Below are 16,581 nucleotides of genomic sequence, written 5' to 3'. Positions count from 1 at the left end.
AGTAGAAACGCCATGCGCAAATTCGCACTCGCGACAGTGGCTGTCGCAGCTGCCGCCGCGCTCGCCCTGACGGGTTGCTCGAGCCGTGACGGCTCGTCCGGCTCGTCGACGGCTGCCGGCTTCGACAAGGGCGCCACGATCGGCGTCGCCCTCCCGACCAAGACGTCGGAGAACTGGGTGCTCGCCGGTGACCTCTTCACCAACGACCTCAAGGACGCCGGCTTCAAGGGCGACGTGCAGTACGCCGGCGCCTCGGGCGCCGTCGCCGACCAGCAGTCGCAGATCCAGTCGATGATCACCAACGGCGCGAAGGTCATCATCATCGGTGCCGTCGACGGCGGCCAGCTCGCGGCTCAGGCCAAGGCGGCCCACGACGCCGGCGCCGTCGTCATCGCGTACGACCGCCTGATCCTCAACACGAAGGACGTCGACTACTACGTCGCGTACGACAACGAGAAGGTCGGCGAGCTGCAGGGCCAGGCCCTCCTCGACGGCATGAAGGCCAAGTTCCCGGACAAGAAGACCTACAACATCGAGCTGTTCTCCGGTTCGCCGGACGACGCCAACTCGAAGGTCTTCTTCGACGGTGCGATGAAGGTCCTCCAGCCGAAGATCGACGACGGCACCCTGAAGGTCGTCTCGGGCCAGACCGACATCAAGCAGACCGCCACCCAGGGCTGGCTGCCGGCCAACGCGCAGACCCGCATGGACACGCTCCTCGCGGCCAACTACGCGTCGACCGAGCTCGACGGCGTCCTGTCGCCGAACGACACCCTCGCCCGCGCGATCATCACCTCGGTCCAGGGTGCCGGCAAGCCGGTCCCGATCGTCACCGGTCAGGACTCCGAGGCCGAGTCGGTCAAGTCGATCATGGCCGGCGTGCAGTACTCGACCATCAACAAGGACACCCGCGCGCTGGTCAAGCAGGCCGTCGCGATGGTCTCGTCCCTGCAGAAGGGTGAGAAGCCCGAGACGAACGACGACAAGTCGTACAACAACGGCGTCAAGGTCGTCCCGGCCTACCTGCTCACCCCGGTCGTCGTGACCAAGGAGAACGCGGCCGAGGCGTACGCCAACGACCCGACTCTCGAGCCGCTGACCAAGCAGTAACGGTCTTCCGCCGCGAGGCGGACAGGCGAGAAGGGCCGGAGCGACGATGTCGCTCCGGCCCTTTCGGTATCCCCCTGTTTTCGTCCCCCTGGCCGAAATCCTGTGACCACCCTATGAGCGCGGGGGAGGGGCGGGCATCCGGGCCACCACGGATTCCGTGGCCGTGGCAGCCCGTACCGAAAGGTTTGTTTTGACGAACAACGCGATGTGAACTAAACATATATCAGGGTACCCGCATCCTGACCGCCTCACCCGGCGAAAGCACGAGACATGATCCTCGACAGCGCCACCCCTCCGCACCTCCCGCCGACCCGCATCCCCGACCGGCGCCTCTTGCGCAACGACGTCTTCGAGATGCTCCTGGAGCGCATCATGGAGGGCTCGCTCGAGCCGGGCTCCCGGCTCAAAGACTCCGATCTGACCGCCTGGCTGCGGGTGTCGCGCACCCCGGTCCGCGAGGCGCTCGGGAGGCTGAGCGCCATCGGACTCGTCGAGACGTCTCCCAACCGGTACACGATCGTCGCTCCCCTCGTCGACAGCGACGCCGCCGACGCGGTCGGCGTGCTCCGCCGGCTCTACCCGGATGCGATCCGTGACGGCATCGGCGAACTCGACGCGGACAGAGAGCTCGAGATCGGGCTGCTCGCCGGGCGTCTCGAGCGCGCCCCGGATCAGAATCCCGTCGACACGTTCCGGCGGATCGTGCAGGTACTCCTCGACGCGCTGTCCAACGGGGTGCTCGTCGAGACGATCGACACGGTGCACCTGCGCGTGCTGCGCTACCTGCGGCTCGTCCCGGAGGCCGCCGGAGTGCTGACGCGCGAACGCGTGCTCGGGTTCGCCGCCGCGCTCGGCGATCGCGACGAACGTGCCGCCGTGATCGTCGAGGACGTGCTCGACGACGCCGCGCGCTCCATCGAGGCGCGGTAGAAGCGCACCAGTTCGGTCGCGCTGGGGCGCTGAGCGGCCATCGCGACCGCGTCGGTCCTGCGCGAGGCCATGTGATGCCGCCACGATTCCGCGGCGCAGCGGTAGTCCCATGCCACCTTCGCGGCGGCCTCGAGGGTGCGGCACCAGCCGATGAGCTCCCGCTGCGCCGAGGCGGCCGCCCAGGTGACCACCCGGAACCAGACGTCGGGACGGCCCGGATCGCCGAAGGCGAAACGGCGGACGACCGCGTAGGCCTCGCCCGCGGCCCCCTGGCGCAGCACCCACTCGGTGGGATGCGCGTTCGCCACGGGATGCCAGGATGCGGTCACGGCGAAACTGTACGGAAGGCCGCCGACACCGCCTCAGGTGAACAGCCGGATGAGCGCGGCCACCACGGCCGCTGCCGGCACCACGACGATGAACGGGACGCGCAGCGCGTAGAGCCCCGCCGCGATCGCCACGGCGGGCAGGCGGGCGTCCAGCTGCAGCGACTGGCCTGCGCCGAAGGTCTGAACCGCGATGAGGGCCGCGAGGAGTGCTGCGGTCAGCAGATCGCTGACGCGGGCGACGGTGGGGTGGTCCAGCGCCTTGGGCGGCACCAGCCAGCCGACGGCCTTGAGGGCGAGCACCGCGATGGAGCCGAGCAGGATGATGTTCCAGGTGGTCATGGTTCGACCTCCCGCTCCATCGGGATCGCTTCGGGATGCGGCGGGTCGTCGCGCCTCCCGAACAGGTCGAGCACGCCCACGACGATCGCGACCGCCGCGGCCGCGAGCACCGGGAGCCCCGGAAGGATGAAGGGGGTCAGCAGCGTCGCGACGAATCCTGCCGCTACGGCGACCGCCTGGGTCTGGCGCGCCTTGAGCCGGGGCCAGAGCAGCCCGAGGAAGGCGGCGGCGGCCGCGGCATCGAGTCCGTAGGCGCGCACGTCGCCGATCAGGTTGCCGAGGAGGGCGCCCGCCAGCGTCATCACGTTCCAGCCCACGTAGACCACCAGCCCGGTGACCCAGAAGCCCATCCGCTGGGCGCGTCGATCGGACTGGGCGGTCGCGACCGCGGTCGACTCGTCGATGGTGAGCTGGACCGCGGCCGAGCGCCGCCAGAACCCGGGGCCGATGATGCGCGAGAGGCGCAGCGCGTAGAACGAGTTGCGCACGCCGAGCAGGGCCGCACTCGCGATCGCCGTACCGCCGGCCGATACGCCTCCGGAGGCCAGCACGCCGATCATCGCGAACTGCGATCCGCCGCTGAACATCACCAGGCTGAGGACGCACGCCTGCCAGACGTCGAGGCCCGACGCGGTGGCGAGGGCGCCGAACGAGATCCCGTAGGCGGCCGTCGCGAGTCCGACCGCCCAGCCCGAGCGCGCCGCGCTGCGGACCTCGGGGGAGCGATCGCCGGCCATCCTGCGAGACTAGCGCGACGTGCGCGGGCTCGCCCGCCCGATCGTACGGCTAGCGGAACAGCCGGGCGACGACCTGGTCGGCGGTCGTGTCGTCGAGCGTCCAGGGCAGGAAGATCACCCGGTAGACGATGGGAGCGACGACCACGTCGACGATGTCGTCGACGGTCTGGGTCGCGTCGGGGTGCCGTGCCAGCAGCATCCCCGCCTCGGCGCGCCGGTTGCGGAGGCAGTCGGACTGCCGCTCGCCCGCACCGGATGCGCCGCCGCGGAGCAGGGCCGCGTTGACCGGCTTGCGGTAGTGCGCGACGATCTCCCGCGCCCAGCCGACCAGGTCGTCGTGCAGGCTGTCGGTCGCGGGGAGGGGGCGCTCGGGGTCGAGCTGGTACGTCACGATGTCGTTGATCAGGGTGGAGAGGTCGCCCCAGCGACGGTAGATGCTCGTGGGGTTGACCCCGGCGCGCTCGGCGATCATCGGGACCGTGACGCGATACCTGCCCTTCTCCTTGACGAGCTCCTCGACCGCGGTGCGCACGTTGTGGATGACCGCTGCACTCCGGCCGCCCGTGCGCTTGGGGGCGGCCTCGTCGATGGTCGATTCGGACATGGGAATAGCTTAAAGCAAATTCCGTTGCTTTAACTCGATCGAACGTTTAGAGTCCACTAAAGCAACCGTATTTGCTTTAAGGAGGCAGTCATGACCACTGCGGACGAGATCTGCGCCACCGGCGCCACCGCCGCCCAGCCCGGCGCCGCGCGGGCATCCCGTGGCGCCTTCCGGCTGCGACCGGTGGCCGCCTTCACGGGCACGGCCCTGGCGTTCGTCGCCGTGGCCCTCGCGGTCGGGGCGCCCAGCCCGCTGTTCGTGCTCTACGAGCAGGAGTGGGGCTTCGCGCCGTGGCTGCTGACGGTCGCGTTCGCGATCTACGCGGTCACCCTCCTCATCACCCTGCTGGTGGCGGGCTCGCTCTCCGACCACATCGGGCGCCGTCCCGTGCTGATCGGAGCGCTGGCGCTCCAGGTCGTGGCGATGCTGATGTTCCTGTTCGCGAGCGACATCGGCTGGATCATCGCGGCCCGCTCGGTGCAGGGCGTCGCAACCGGCGCGGCCATGAGCACCTTCACCGCTGCGCTGGTGGAGCTCGCGCCCGAGCGGCAGAAGAAGCTCGGCGCGACCATCGGCAGCACCGCGCCCGTCGGCGGCATCGCACTCGGTGCGTTCTTCACGGGTCTGGCCGTGCAGTTCACCTCCGCCCCGACGACGCTCGTCTTCGTGACCCTCGCGCTCCTCTTCGCCGCCGGGATCCTCGTGGTCGCGGCGTCGCCCGAGACGGTCCGCCGCCGCGCGGGAGCGGTGCGGTCGCTCGTGCCCCGGCTCGTGATCCCACGGGCCGCTCGCGGGGAGTTCGCCGGAGCCATCCCGCTCTTCCTCGCCACCTGGATGCTCGCCGGGCTCTTCATCGGACTCTCGCCGTCCATCCTGCACGGGGTCTTCCACCTCGACAGCGGGCTGCTGAACGGCGCGATCGTCGCGGTCCCTCCCGCCGTCGGGGCCGTGGCGGGGCTCGCGCTGACCCGGGCGCCGGCCCGCCGGACCACCGTGTGGGCGATGGCCGCGATCGTCGCCGGGATCGTGCTCGCGGGCGTCGGGATCGCTGGCGCCGTCCTCCCGCTGCTGTTCGCGGGTGCGACGGTCGCGGGAGCGGGTTTCGGCGCCGGGTTCTCGGCGATGCTGCGCATCCTCGCGCCGCTCGCGCCCAACGACAAGCGGGCCGAGCTCTTCGCGGGGATCTTCCTGGTCAGCTACCTCGCCTACGGCGTGCCCGCGCTCGTCGCGGGCGAGCTGATCGCGACCGTCGGACTGCTGCCGACGGTGCTCGGCTACTCCGTCGCGATCGCGGCAGCGGCGATCGTCGCGCTGGTCGTCCAGGCGGTCCGGGTGCGGAAGGACCTCACGTCAGGTCGATGAGCACCTTGCCCACGATGCCGCCTTCGACGGCGTCGTGGGCGGCGGCCGTCTCCGCCAACGGGAACCGGGTGAGCGGGAGGCCGTGCTCGGCGCCGACGGGCAGGGCGCCGTCGGCGACGGCGGCCCTCACGGCCCGCACCGCGGCATCCTTCACCTCCGGTGCCGTCGTGTAGGTGAGCACGAACTGCCAGCGCAGGTTCTTCGACATGCTGGGGCGCACCGGCACGCTCACCTCGGCTTCGCCGGGGGTGTCCGCGTAGATCGCCACGGTGGCGCCGGTCGCCGCGACGCGGACGTCGAGCCCGGCGTTGGCGGCCGGGTTCACCTCCACCACGATGTCGACGCCGCGCGGGGCGAGGGCGCCGATCGCCCGGGCGGTGTCGCCGTCCGTGTAGTCGACGACGTGATGGGCGCCGGCCGCACGGGCCAGCTCTGCCTTCTCGTGGCTGCTCACGGTGGAGACGACGGTCGCGCCGGCCCAGACCGCCAGCTGGATCGCTGCGTGGCCGACCGCTCCGGCGCCCCCGGCCACGAGGACGGTGCGCCCGTCGAGGCTGCCGCGCGAGAGCTCGGCGGGCGCGTGCTCGTACGAGGTGAGGGCGCGATGGGCGGTGAGCGCCGGGATGCCGAGGCTCGCCCCGACGTCGAAGCCCACCTCGTCCGGCAGGGCGACGACCTGCCGCTCGGGCAGGACGACGAGCGCCTGCGCCGTGCCGTCCGGCCGCTGGTAGGCCGCATCCCACACCCAGACCCGGTCGCCCGCGCGCAGCCCGGTCACCCCGTCGCCGACCTCGTCGACGACGCCGGCGCCGTCCTGGTTAGGGACCTGCGGCCGGGGGAGCGGCGCGGGGTCGCCGCCGCCACGACGCGACTTCCAGTCCGTCGGGTTGACGCCCGAGACGTGAATGCGCACGCGCACCTGGCCGGGGCCGGCGTGCGGCTCGTCCCGCTCGCCGAGCACGAGAACGTCGGAGTCGCCGGTGGAGGAGTACGTGACAGCCTGCATGCCCCTAGCCAACCACGGGTCAGCCCGCCGAGCACGCCCCCGAGCTGATCGGGGCGCTGCCGACGGAGGAGAGCACGGGCCGCAACTCGGACAGCGCGAGCGCATACCCGGTATCGGGATCGACGGTCGAGCGGGCGAAGACGACGCCCACCACATCCCCGGCCGAGTCGAGGAGGGGCCCGCCGGAGTTGCCCGGGCGGATGGTGCCGCGCAACGAGTAGATCTCGCGCTCCACGGAGCCGCTCTGATAGATGTCGGTCCCGCGGGCGACGAGCTGGTCGCGCACACGCTGCGGGCTCACGGTGAACGGGCCGTCGCCCGGATAGCCGACCGCATAGGCCTGGGCGCCCGAGGCGAGGTCCTGGCCGATGTCGAGCGCCGGGGCGCCGAGCCCGGTCACGTCGAGCACGGCCAGATCGCGGGAGGGGTCGAACGCGACGAGCGTGGCACGGTCGACCGTGTTGCTGCCGGACTCGCGGACCACGATCGAGGAGGCGCCGGCGACGACGTGCGCGTTGGTGACGACCCGGCCGCGCTGCACCACCCACCCGCTGCCCTCGGAGTCGACGCCGCACGCGGGCTTCGACGCGAGCACGGTCACGACCGACTGCTCCGACTTCGCGATGTCGGCCGGCACCGAGGGGTCGGGCGCCGAGATGGTCTTGATCGACTCGTCGCCCTCGAAGACCTTCGGCAGGCCCGCGCTGGCGAGCGCGTCGTCCATCGCGCCGAGCACGGTGGAGGCGGGGATCGGGGCGATCCCGTTGAGCGTCGCGACCACCCGGGACGAGTTCGCCGCCTGCACGACGGTCGCCAGACTCGTCGACATCGCGAAGGCGGCGACGAGCCAGACGACGACGGCCCAGGTCGCGAGGCCCAGCACGGCGCCGATCAGCGAGTCGAGCCAGCGGATCGGACCGCGCCGCAGCACCTTGCCGAGCAGAGCGGCGATCCCCCCGGCGATGGCGTAGATCACGCCGGCGCAGATCAGGATGGTGACACCGGCGACGATCGAACGCTGCGTGACGCCGGTGAGGCCGTACGAGACCCCCCAGCCGACGACGGTCGGGGCGAGGAAGAGGCCGAGCGCGATGCCGCAGCCGAGGCCGACGAGGGAGCCGGCCGCGCGGATGGCGCCGTTGCTGTAGCCGGCGACGACGGCCAGCACGCCGAGCACCAGCAGCACGACGTCGACCACGATCTCCACCCGCATTACGATGCCCCACCAGGCTGTGCGGAGGCTCAACCCCGGGTGAGCATCCTCTGGCCTTCGGCTCCGAGCATCCCGGGCCGCGGAGGAGACGGCGAGCCCGCCTCCTCCGCGGGGCCTACTTCGCGGTGTCGTCGTCGGATGCGGGAGGCGCGTCCGCCTCCTCCGCGGCATCCGTCGCACTGACCGGCGGCTTGCGCCGGGCGGTGAGGATCACGATCACGACGCCGATGATCGCGAGCACGACGATCGCGATGCCGATTCCGATGACCAGCCCGAGTCCCGAGTCGTTCGCCGCCTGGGTCGGCTGCGGGGTCGAGGCGGTGACCAGGGGCTCCGAGCCTCCGGTGGTCGCCTCCGGCGTCGCCGGGTCGGAGGCCGCAGGGCTCTCCGTCGCCGGGGTGGTCGAGGCGGCGCCGCAGGCGGTCTTCTCCGTGCCCTGCGCCTCCACCGTGCCGGCCGGCGGCTGGTAGGAGAAGGCGTACGAGTTCGACACCGTGTGGCCGTCGGCGGACACGATCTGGTAGGTCACCGTGTACGAACCCGCGGCACCGAGCGCGACGGGAGTGCTGACGTTGACGTCCGCGACCGTCGCGCACCCGGTCTCGAAGTGGCGCGTGGCCGCATCGGGACCGGTGACCGTCAGCAGCGTGCTCGAGCCGTCGCCGGCCAGGTCGAGCACGCGGTCGTTGAACGTCAGGGTCACGGTGCTGGGCGGTGCGGTGACCGTCGAGTCCGCCGCCGGATCGCTGCCCACGAGGTAGTCGTGAGCCGACGCGGCGACGGCGGGCAGCAGGGCGAGGGCGATGGCGGCGGCGAGGCCGGCCGACGCGGCGAGGGTGCGGCGGATCATGCCCGCACCTTACCGCGGCGCACCAGCGCCAGCACCGAGATCACCAGGGCGATCGCGCCCAGGGCGAGCCCGCCGATCCCGAGACCGATCGACACGGCTGTCGCGGTGGTGCCCGCCGCCGGGTCGGGTGCGGACGTGCTCGTCGCGACCTGCGTGGTCATGGTGCCGCCGTCCTCCGCCGGCGCCGGATCGTTGATGTAGAGCGTCGGCGCGGGGTGCTCCGGCTCCGTGCCCGAGGCGGGGGTCGGCTCCGCCCAGTCGACCACACTGCCGTCCGAGTAGTACTGATGGGTCGGGAGCACGACCGATCCGGTGTCGGGGACGGCACCGGCCGAGATCGTGAACTCCTGGAACTGACCGGGAGCGATCTGCGTGCCGCTCTCGGCCGTCCACGTGATGCGCACCGGCGCCTGGGTGATCGTGCCGTCGTCGGTCTTGACCGGGGTCGCGAGCTTCTCGGTGTCGACCGTCGCGGTCCATCCCGGGATCGGCTGGTAGCTGACCGAGGTGAACGGCGTCTCGGTCGGCAGGTCGACCACGAGCTTGACCGTGCCCGCGGTGGCGGACTCGGTGGGCACCTTGAACGTGAGGGTGGCGTAACTGCCCGGGGTCGCCGAGTCGGGGGTGACGTGCACGTGGGCGCTGGCGGCGATCGGTGCCGCGAGCAGCAGGAGGGCGGTGGTGGTCGCCGCGACGGAGGCGGCGAAGGTCGTCTTCTTCATGAGGGTCCTTGATTGTCTGCAGGGTCGTCTGGATGCGCATGCGCGTGCGCGGGCGCCCCCGACCGCGGTCGGGGTGTCCGTCAGAACGCGCCGGCGAGAGCCGGAGGACCGCGATGCCGCAGACGGGCGAGCGGGAGGCCGAGGTCGCGCAGCCGGGCCGGCTCGGCCGCGGCGACGGCGGAGACGACGGCGACGACCAGGACCGGAACGGGGGCGGCCCCCGCGATGAGCCGGGCGAAGCGGAGCACCCCGACGCGGGCCGTCACGAACAGACTCCAGAACGCGCGCTCGCCGAATCGGAGCGCGACGACGGTGACGAGCACCGCGGTGGCGTGGGTCAGCCACATCGAGGGGGCTGCGGGATCGGCGTGCGCGGCCGGCATGGCGGCCGCGGTCATCGTCAGATGGGCGCCGGTGTGCAGATGGTCGAGTGCGGGGCCGCCGTCCGCGGCGGCGAAGCGCGCTGTGCCGTCGCCCAGGCTGAAGAGGGCGTGGAAGAGGAACTGGCTCAGCACGACCGAGAGGGTCAGCCTCCAGAGCGACAGCTTCCGTGCCGTGAGCGCGATCGAGGCCAGGGTCGCGAACGCCAGGCTCAGGGCGACGGGGACGAGACCGGGGGCGGCGCCCCCTCCCGCGACGTGGAAGAGGGCTGCGACGAAGATCGCGACGGCGGACGCGAGGGTGCCGCGCATCGCGCGCGCCGGCCTCGATCCCATCGGTCCGTCCTCACTCGTCGCCCTCGTGGGCCGCCCTCGACTGTCGTGGGGCGTTCGGAGCAAGTCTACGGAACGGATCGTCGCGGACCGCTCGGGGGTGGTGGCCCACCGCGCTGCGGCAGTATCGTGCGGATCGTGGAGGTGGCCGCATGACATTCCGAGCCCTGCTGCAGCTCGACGGCAAGACCGCGACCGGGATCGTCGTCCCGCCCGAGGTGGTGGCGGCACTCGGCGGCGGAGGCCGCATCGCCGTGCGCGCGACCGTCGCCGGCGTGGAGTACCCCAGCACGATCGCGATGCGGGCAGGCGAGGCGAAGCTGCCGGTCAGCGCCGACATCCGGTCTCGGGCCGGCATCGCCGCGGGGGACGAGGTCGAGGTCGAACTGGTCCGCGACGACCAGCCGCGCACCGTCGAGGTGCCGGACGACCTGGCCGCGGCGCTCGACGCCGCCGGGGTCCGCGAACGATTCGACGCGCTCTCGCCCAGCAACCGCAAGCGCCATGCGCTCGCCGTGGAGGGTGCGAAGGCGGCGGACACCCGCGCCCGGCGCGTCGCGGCGGTGCTGGGGGAGCTCGGCGGCTGACGGCGTCCCCGCGCGGCGCGTGCTCCTCTTATAGGGGGTGCGATGCGCGCGGTCGGCCGGCGTCGCGCCGGTTATCCTGTGCAGGATGGCCGAGGAGAGCAGCAAGGGCGTGTGGAGCAGGCGGGTGCTCGTGGTGGAGGACCACGCTCTCATGCGCTCGCTCGTGGCGGACGCCTTCCGGCAGCGCGGCTTCGAGGCGACGGCGGCGGCCTCGGCTCCGGAGGCGCTCGCCGCTCTCGACCAGGTGGACCCCGACCTCCTCGTCACCGACATCGACCTGGGACAGCGCCCCAACGGGGTGGAGCTGGCGACCATCGTCCGGGAAAGGGCGCCGCACGTGGCGGTGCTCTTCCTCAGCAACCTCTCCCGCGAGGCGGCCGCCTCCCGAGCCAAGGACACCGTGGCGGACGCGTCGTACGTCAACAAGTCGGCCGTCGAGTCGGTCGACGAACTGGTGGATGCCGCGGAGGCCGTGCTCGCCGATCGCCCGGTGTCCCACGACCGGGCCGGCACCGATCAGCGGGAGGCGCTCCTGCGCTTGAGCGAGGCGCAGCTCGAGACCGCGCGACTGCTCGCCGCGGGGCTGACCAACGCCGAGATCGCGCGGCGCCGGGGCATCTCGGTGCGCGCCGTCGAGAAGAGCGTCGAACGCGTCTTCCACGCCCTCGGCCTCTCCGCGGGCGAGGGCACGACTCCACGCGTCGCCGCCGCCACGCTGTACGTCACGACGTTCGGCGATCCCGCCTCGGGCCTGTGACCGACCTCCCCCGGGTGCGCGCGCGCCGGCTGCTCGCACGGGCCACCGGCCGCTCCGCCATCACGGTGTGGACGTGGGCCATCACCGCACCGTTCGCCCTCACCGTCATGTCGGGGCTGCAGTACGTCGATGGCGGCCCCGGTGCCGTGCTCGCCCTCTCGATCACCCAGCATCTCGCGGTGGGACTCCTGCTGGCGGCGGCGTGGGCGCTGCTGCGCGTCACCCCCGAACGCATCCGCGTCGCCACGGTCTTCGTCCTGTTCGCCGTCATCGGCGTGCTGCGTCCGCTGCTCTTCCTCGCGGTCGGGCAGCTGCTCGGCATCGGGGTGCAGACGGGCGACCTGGGCGGCCGGATCGGCATCAACGTCGTCACGACGGTCACCATCTTCACCCTCATCGCGGTCGGGGTCGACCTCGTCCGCGACCACCTCGGCGTCTTCCGCCGCCTGCGGGCGGCCCAGCGCGCGTCGGAGCTGGATGCGGAGCGCGCGGCGCTGCGGGTCAGCAGCCTCCGGCACGCCGCGGTCGACGATGTGCTCGCCGAGATCGAACGTGCCGCCGCGGTCGCCGACGCCCCGTTGCGGCCGAGCGAGGCCGCCCGCGTGCTGCGCGGACTCGCGGCCGACGTCGTGCGGCCGGTGAGCCACTGGCTGTACGAGCCGGAGGAGCTGCCCGCGGTGGTCGATGCGGACGCTCCGCAGGTGCGCAGGCGTGACTGGGTGGTCTCGGTCCTCGGCGGGATGCAGCCGGCGCCGCCCCTCCTGCTCGCCGTGCTCTTCGCGGCGCTCGTGACGCCGTTCGGACTGTCGCAATACGGTCTCCTGCCCTGTCTGCCGGCGATCGTCGGCGGTCTGATCGTCGTCGCCGCCGGCAATCTGGCCGTCTCACGCGTCGCCGAGGGCTCCGCCCGGCGCTTCCGTGCAGGGGTGCTGGTCGTCGGCTACGTCGTGGTCGGTGCGGTGCTGTCCCTGACCACCGACCTGGCGATCCGGTCGCAGGGCCTCGAACCGCACTTCATCTGGTTCGAAGCGGGGACGTTCCCGCTGATCGCGCTCGGGATGGCCCTCGTCGTGTCCCTCTCCGCACGCATCCGCCTCGACCAGCAGGGGCTCGAAGCGGCCGTGCAGGCGAGCGTGTTCGATGCGGCCCGGCTCCGCGCGGACTACGAGCACCAGCGGGCGACCCTCGCGCGTCTGCTCCACTCCGGAGTGCAGTCCGAGCTCATCGCCGCCGCCCTCGCCCTCGGCGCCGGTGGCGGGGAGGACGCCTCCGGCGAACTGCGCCGTGTGGTCGACCGCATCCGGAGCGAGCTCCTGGCACCGCCGGAGGCCCCGGATCCCGAAGCCCGGGTGCGCGCCCTGGTGGAGAGCTGGCGCTCGGCCATCGCGCTGCAGGCGAGTGTCGCGCCCGACGCCTGGGATCGCCTCCGCGAGCCGGCACGATGCGACACCGTCGTCGACGCCATCTCGGAGGGGCTCGCCAACGCGGTCCGCCACGGCGACGGAAGCCCGGTCACGCTGGATGTCCGCCCGACGGATGCGGCGGGGGTGTCCGTCGTCGTCTCCTCGGGCGGGGCCCTCGCGGTCGCCTCGTCGGGGATCGGCCTGCGCCAGCTCTCCGAGCAGGCCTCCGTCGAGCTGAGCGAGCTCGACGGGCGCGTCGAACTCGCCGTCGTGGTCCCCTGAATCCCTGTCGTAGCAGCCGTACTGGAGCCCGCCCCGCCCGGGTCCGCCGGAATAGGTTCTGACCATCGGAGCCCCGCTTCCGCGCACCATCCGCGCCGGGGCGCTTCCGCACGACCCGAACGTGCGGGATGCGCCCCCGCACCGGGGCCGACGCCGCTTTGCGCCGGGGTCCATGCGTAGGAATGTGAAATCCATTCGTCTGCATTGATAGAACGTTCAGGCGAAATGGGGTAGAAATGATCGGGTACGTCCCCGCCCCTGCCCCCACAGGAAGATCAGCTTGCCCCGTTCCACTGCCTCCCCGCGGCCTCGCCGCGGGTCTCGTGCACCCCTCGTGGTGGATGTGGAACGGCAGTCGGAGCTGACGGCGGATCCGGTCGAGGACTTCACCCGCGGCGAGCACCTCTCCGCGGGGGAGGCACCGGCCGAGCAGGTCTTCGGCAGCCGGCGCGCCCGTCTCGAGGCCGAGCGCGCGCGTCCCCGCAAGCGGGAGCGCGTGGTCGTCAAGCCCACCACCGGTCCCCGTCGCCCCGCCGTCGCGGCCGCCCCGCGAGAGAAGGCCGTCGCGACGGCCCCCGCCCCCCGCGGTGGCATCCTCCGTCTCCTGCGCGGCACCGGCCGCCCCGGTGAGCACCGCCGCCGTGGCTTCCACGTCGTCGTGATGCTCGCTCTGACCGCCTTCTTCGGCACCGCCGCCCTTCCCGCGTACGCCACGACGAGCGAAGCCTCGCCGGTGGGCGCCGCCCGCACCGCTCTCGCCGTGCAGACCCTGACCGGAGGAAAGGCCGACGCCACTCAGGTCGTCGCTCGCGACGGCGTCGACATCCAGGAGAGCCCGCAGGCGCTCGACTCGACCACCAACTCGACGGTGTCGCCCACGGTCCAGGCCCTCGCGATCCAGCTGATGGGCGCGGTCGCCTCCGGTCGGCTCGTCGGCTCCACGCCGAACCACCTCCCCGAGATCGCGAACCTCGCCGAGGGCAAGGCGGTCCAGGGCTGCGGGATCGACTACCGCGTCCTCCAGACCATCTCGTTCGCCCTCGCGCACTACAGCCAGGTCGGCGTCTCGGACATCAACCGGCGCTGCACCGGCCAGATCGAGGGCGCCGGAACCGAGTCGGCCCACTATGCCGACGGCGGCGGTCACGCCCTCGACTTCTACCTGCTCAACGGCTCCCCGCTGACCGGCGGTGACGCCAAGTCGCTCGAGCTGATCCGCCTGCTCGACCCGATCGTCCCTGCGGGCACCGGACTCGGCCAGCTCAACTGCCGCAGCTCGATCGGGCTCGACAACTTCAAGCCGTTCGACGACACGTGCAACCACGTGCACATCGACTTCCTGAACTCGCAGGGCACGACGATCAAGTACTGACCGGGTCGGGGCCGCGCCGCCGGAGCGACGCGACCCACCTCCGAGGTCGACGTCCGCTGCTCAGTCGCCCTTCACTGCTCAGTCGCCCTTCACTGCTCAGTCGCCCTTCACGTTGACGATCTGGCGCAGCGTGTGGCGCACCTCCACCAGGTCCGCGGCGTCGGCCATGACCTGGTCGATCGGCTTGTAGGCCTGCGGGATCTCGTCGAGGAACGCGTCCGTGTCGCGGAACTCGATGCCGGCCATGGCCTCCCGCAGCTCCTCCACCGTGAAGCGCTTGCGCGCCGCCGACCTCGAGAACTGCCGCCCGGCGCCGTGCGGCGACGACTCCAGGGCGAGCGGGTTGCCGAGACCCGACACCACGTACGACGCCGTGCCCATCGACCCGGGGATCAGCCCGGGCTGGCCGGCCTTCGCCGAGATCGCACCCTTGCGGGAGAGCCAGACGTCCTTGCCGAAGTGCCTCTCGCGCTCGGTGAAGTTGTGGTGGCAGTTGATCCGCTCGAGCTCCTCCACCGGCTCGCCGAAGTACTCGGCGGTCTGGCGGATCACGCGGTCCATCATCTCCTCACGGTTGAGCAGCGCGAAGTGCTGAGCCCAGCGCAGCTCGGCGATGTACGCGTCGAACTCCGCCGTACCCTCGACCAGGTACGCCAGATCGCGGTCGGGCAGCTCGATCCACCACTTCTTCATCAGCTCCTGCGCGACGCGGATGTGGTGTCCCGCGATGCGGTTGCCCACCCCGCGCGATCCGGAGTGCAGGAACAGCCAGACGGCGTCCTCCTCGTCCAGGCTCACCTCGATGAAGTGGTTGCCCGATCCGAGCGACCCGAGCTGCAGTTCCCACGCCTTGGCGTGGGCGCCGGGCTCGAGGCCGATGGCGTCGGCCATCCGCGTCAGCTCCTCCAGGCGCGGCTCCGCAGTGGCGACGACCTTGTTGTTGCGGCCGCCGGCCGACAGAGGGATGGCGCGCTCGATCTGGCGGCGCAGCTCCGCGAGCGGAGCGACGCCGGACCGTGCCGCGACGTCCTCCCGCGTGAAGCCGGTCCTCACCGCGATCATCCCGCAGCCGATGTCCACGCCCACCGCGGCCGGCATGATCGCGCCGAGGGTGGGGATGACCGATCCGACCGTCGCGCCGAGGCCCAGGTGGGCATCCGGCATGAGGGCGAGATGCGGGTGGATGAACGGCATCGTCGATGTGGTGACCGCCTGCGCTCGCGTGGAGTCCTCCAACAGGGAGGCCCAGTTCAGCAGGCGGTTCGAGATTCTCTCCATGATCCTTTCGTCTTTCGTGAAGGGTGCGGCCGGGGCGGCCCACGCATCCCGCACGATGACGGCACACAGAGAAAAAGCCCCGGTCCTCGAGTGGACGGGGCTGCGGCATCCGGGCGGATGCGGTCTCTACAGTCCCCGAACGGTCTCGAGCGTCCGGTAGGTGCGCTGTTCGCGCTGCAGGCTGGGCTTGCTCGCCATGACTGCGTGTCCTCTCCGGTCGGCTGATTCCGTGGAATCGGGGCGTCTGCGCCGATCGGCGCAGGAGACCGAACATACACGCCCGGGCGTGTCGGTGTCCAGGATTGTGTTTCCTCAGAACAGGTTCAGCGCCGCCCACTGCAGCAGGATGACCGTCTTTCCGTCCGCGATGCGGCCGTCGGCGACCATCGCGAGGGCCTCGTCGTACGGCACGACGACGGGCTCGATCTCCTCGCCCTCGGCCTCCACGCCGCCGCCGCCCTCGATGTCGGCCGGGCGGTAGGGGGCGGCGTAGAAGTGGACGCGCTCGGTCACCGAGCCCGGGCTCATGTAGAGGTCGAAGAGGTGCTCGAGCTCGCCGATGCGCACACCGAGCTCTTCTGCGGCCTCGCGCCGGATCGCCTCGTCGGGGGCGTCGCCGTCGAGCAGGCCGGCCGCGGCCTCCACCAGCATCCCGTCGGGGTGCCCGTTCACGTAGACGGGGAGGCGGAACTGGCGGGTCAGCAGCACCGTGCGGGCCGCGGGGTCGTAGAGCAGCACGGTCGCGCCGTTGCCGCGGTCGTAGGTCTCGCGGGACTGGGTGGTCCAGGAGCCGTCGCGGCCCCGGTAGTCGAAGGTGGTGCGCCGCAGAACGTGCCAGCCGTCGGAGGTGACCTCGACGTCGCGGACGCGGACGTCCGGGTTGCCGGTCAGGTCGCGACCGGTTCGGTGCAGCCCCGTGCGCCCGCGGCCGTCCGGCTCGTCGTGTCCTCGGCGCGCATCGCTCACATCCCCGAGCCTAGCGGCCGC

Annotated in this window: 17 protein-coding genes; 7 read left to right on the top strand and 10 right to left on the bottom strand. The window is 71.9% G+C overall.

Features of this window, described 5'->3' with window-relative positions; genetic code table 11:
• The first annotated feature begins 12 nt into the window (after positions 1-12).
• Positions 13-1,110 (top strand): substrate-binding domain-containing protein, encoded by a 1,098-nt coding sequence (locus tag ACFVU2_RS04310; RefSeq protein ID WP_387871461.1) that lies wholly within the window; start codon positions 13-15, stop codon positions 1,108-1,110.
• A gap of 270 nt (positions 1,111-1,380) precedes the next feature.
• Positions 1,381-2,040, top strand: a complete 660-nt coding sequence (locus ACFVU2_RS04305) for a GntR family transcriptional regulator (RefSeq protein WP_387871458.1) — start codon at positions 1,381-1,383, stop codon at positions 2,038-2,040.
• A gap of 362 nt (positions 2,041-2,402) precedes the next feature.
• On the opposite strand, the gene ACFVU2_RS04300 is transcribed toward ACFVU2_RS04305, so the two are convergent.
• The 3 genes from ACFVU2_RS04300 to ACFVU2_RS04290 are packed head-to-tail and all read right to left on the bottom strand — an operon-like array spanning position 2,403 to position 4,049.
• Entirely contained in the window at positions 2,403-2,708 is a 306-nt protein-coding gene (locus ACFVU2_RS04300) for an AzlD domain-containing protein (protein WP_387871456.1), read from the bottom strand.
• Positions 2,705-3,445 (bottom strand): AzlC family ABC transporter permease, encoded by a 741-nt coding sequence (locus tag ACFVU2_RS04295; RefSeq protein ID WP_387871453.1) that lies wholly within the window; start codon positions 3,443-3,445, stop codon positions 2,705-2,707. The genes ACFVU2_RS04300 and ACFVU2_RS04295 overlap by 4 nt, the downstream gene beginning before the upstream one ends.
• Before the next feature lie 49 nt (positions 3,446-3,494).
• A complete protein-coding gene (locus ACFVU2_RS04290; RefSeq protein WP_387871450.1) occupies positions 3,495-4,049 on the bottom strand; it encodes a TetR/AcrR family transcriptional regulator in 555 nt (184 codons plus the stop codon).
• 90 nt (positions 4,050-4,139) lie between these two features.
• Between ACFVU2_RS04290 and ACFVU2_RS04285 the strand changes: the two genes are divergently transcribed.
• On the top strand, positions 4,140-5,411 hold the full coding sequence (locus ACFVU2_RS04285; RefSeq protein ID WP_387871449.1) for an MFS transporter: 1,272 nt from the start codon (positions 4,140-4,142) through the stop codon (positions 5,409-5,411).
• Here ACFVU2_RS04285 and ACFVU2_RS04280 read toward each other — a convergent pair.
• The 5 genes from ACFVU2_RS04280 to ACFVU2_RS04260 form a co-directional block, all read right to left on the bottom strand.
• Positions 5,395-6,417: an NADPH:quinone reductase gene (locus ACFVU2_RS04280; protein WP_387871447.1), complete on the bottom strand. Its 1,023-nt coding sequence runs from the start codon at positions 6,415-6,417 to the stop codon at positions 5,395-5,397. The two genes, ACFVU2_RS04285 and ACFVU2_RS04280, sit on opposite strands and share 17 nt — an antisense overlap.
• A gap of 19 nt (positions 6,418-6,436) precedes the next feature.
• Positions 6,437-7,663, bottom strand: coding sequence for a MarP family serine protease (locus ACFVU2_RS04275; protein ID WP_387871444.1), 1,227 nt, complete (start codon positions 7,661-7,663; stop codon positions 6,437-6,439).
• 82 nt (positions 7,664-7,745) lie between these two features.
• Positions 7,746-8,480 carry a copper resistance CopC family protein gene (locus tag ACFVU2_RS04270; protein ID WP_387871441.1) on the bottom strand — a complete coding sequence of 245 codons (735 nt, stop codon included), beginning with the start codon at positions 8,478-8,480 and terminating at the stop codon, positions 7,746-7,748.
• On the bottom strand, positions 8,477-9,202 hold the full coding sequence (locus ACFVU2_RS04265; protein ID WP_387871438.1) for a YcnI family protein: 726 nt from the start codon (positions 9,200-9,202) through the stop codon (positions 8,477-8,479). The genes ACFVU2_RS04270 and ACFVU2_RS04265 overlap by 4 nt, the downstream gene beginning before the upstream one ends.
• A gap of 80 nt (positions 9,203-9,282) precedes the next feature.
• Positions 9,283-9,918 carry a hypothetical protein gene (locus ACFVU2_RS04260; RefSeq protein ID WP_387871436.1) on the bottom strand — a complete coding sequence of 212 codons (636 nt, stop codon included), beginning with the start codon at positions 9,916-9,918 and terminating at the stop codon, positions 9,283-9,285.
• A 149-nt stretch (positions 9,919-10,067) separates the two neighbouring features.
• Here ACFVU2_RS04260 and ACFVU2_RS04255 point away from each other — a divergent pair, with 149 nt between their 5' ends.
• The 4 genes from ACFVU2_RS04255 (at position 10,068) to ACFVU2_RS04240 (ending at position 14,316) form a co-directional block, all read left to right on the top strand.
• The gene (locus tag ACFVU2_RS04255; RefSeq protein ID WP_387871433.1) at positions 10,068-10,502 is read left to right on the top strand and encodes a YdeI/OmpD-associated family protein; all 435 of its coding nucleotides are present in this window, start codon (positions 10,068-10,070) and stop codon (positions 10,500-10,502) included.
• Between the two features lie 85 nt (positions 10,503-10,587).
• Positions 10,588-11,259, top strand: coding sequence for a response regulator (locus ACFVU2_RS04250; RefSeq protein ID WP_387871430.1), 672 nt, complete (start codon positions 10,588-10,590; stop codon positions 11,257-11,259).
• Entirely contained in the window at positions 11,256-12,944 is a 1,689-nt protein-coding gene (locus ACFVU2_RS04245; protein WP_387871427.1) for a hypothetical protein, read from the top strand. Before ACFVU2_RS04250 ends, ACFVU2_RS04245 begins: the two co-directional genes overlap by 4 nt.
• A gap of 334 nt (positions 12,945-13,278) precedes the next feature.
• Entirely contained in the window at positions 13,279-14,316 is a 1,038-nt protein-coding gene (locus ACFVU2_RS04240; protein WP_387871424.1) for a hypothetical protein, read from the top strand.
• 96 nt (positions 14,317-14,412) lie between these two features.
• Here ACFVU2_RS04240 and ACFVU2_RS04235 read toward each other — a convergent pair whose 3' ends face one another.
• Positions 14,413-15,594, bottom strand: a complete 1,182-nt coding sequence (locus ACFVU2_RS04235) for an RtcB family protein (RefSeq protein WP_387871421.1) — start codon at positions 15,592-15,594, stop codon at positions 14,413-14,415.
• 312 nt (positions 15,595-15,906) lie between these two features.
• Complete coding sequence (locus ACFVU2_RS04230; protein WP_387871419.1) at positions 15,907-16,560, bottom strand: NUDIX domain-containing protein; 654 nt, start codon at positions 16,558-16,560, stop codon at positions 15,907-15,909.
• Between the last annotated feature and the right edge of the window lie 21 nt (positions 16,561-16,581).

This window comes from Leifsonia sp. NPDC058194 (genome assembly GCF_042883605.1).
Classification (GTDB): Bacteria; Actinomycetota; Actinomycetes; order Actinomycetales; family Microbacteriaceae; genus Leifsonia.
This window is presented reverse-complemented; position numbering and strand designations above follow the sequence as displayed.